Origin of the sequence: Bradyrhizobium sp. NBAIM08, assembly GCF_020193935.1 — a bacterium.
Lineage (GTDB): Bacteria > Pseudomonadota > Alphaproteobacteria > Rhizobiales > Xanthobacteraceae > Bradyrhizobium > Bradyrhizobium yuanmingense.
Genome location: NZ_JADYVR010001200.1, coordinates 1 through 390 on the forward strand (window position 1 = coordinate 1; position 390 = coordinate 390).

The 390-nt window shown below is 62.8% G+C and carries 1 protein-coding gene; it reads left to right on the forward strand.

Going from position 1 to position 390, the window contains the following annotated elements; translation table 11 throughout:
* Positions 1-19 precede the first annotated feature (19 nt).
* Positions 20-390 (forward strand): hypothetical protein (locus I6F37_RS44135; RefSeq protein WP_225155005.1); only part of this gene is annotated, 371 nt, incomplete at its 3' end.

Genomic DNA, 390 nt, shown 5'->3' on the forward strand with positions numbered 1-390 from the left:
GAGGAGGGGCGATCATCTGATGCCGAAATACATTTCCTTCCCGCGCGTAGAAGGCACCGCCTCGCGGCAAGCCCATGCCGACCTGCCGAAGGGGACCTACGAGCGCGAGCTGGGCAAGGAGGGCTTCTACGGCCCCGCGACGCAGATGTATCACCGCCATCCGCCCACCGGCTGGACCTCGTGGCAAGGACCGCTGCGACCGCGCGCGTTCGATCTGACAAGGCTGGATGCGGCACAAACCGTGAGCCCGTGGACCGTTCCCGATCTCCTCAGCAATTCGTCCTTGCGGCTCCGATATTGGGTCTTGTCGAAATCGATGACCGATCTCGCACGCAATGCCGATGGCGACGAGCTTCTCTTCTTGCACGACGGTACGGGGGACTTCTTCTG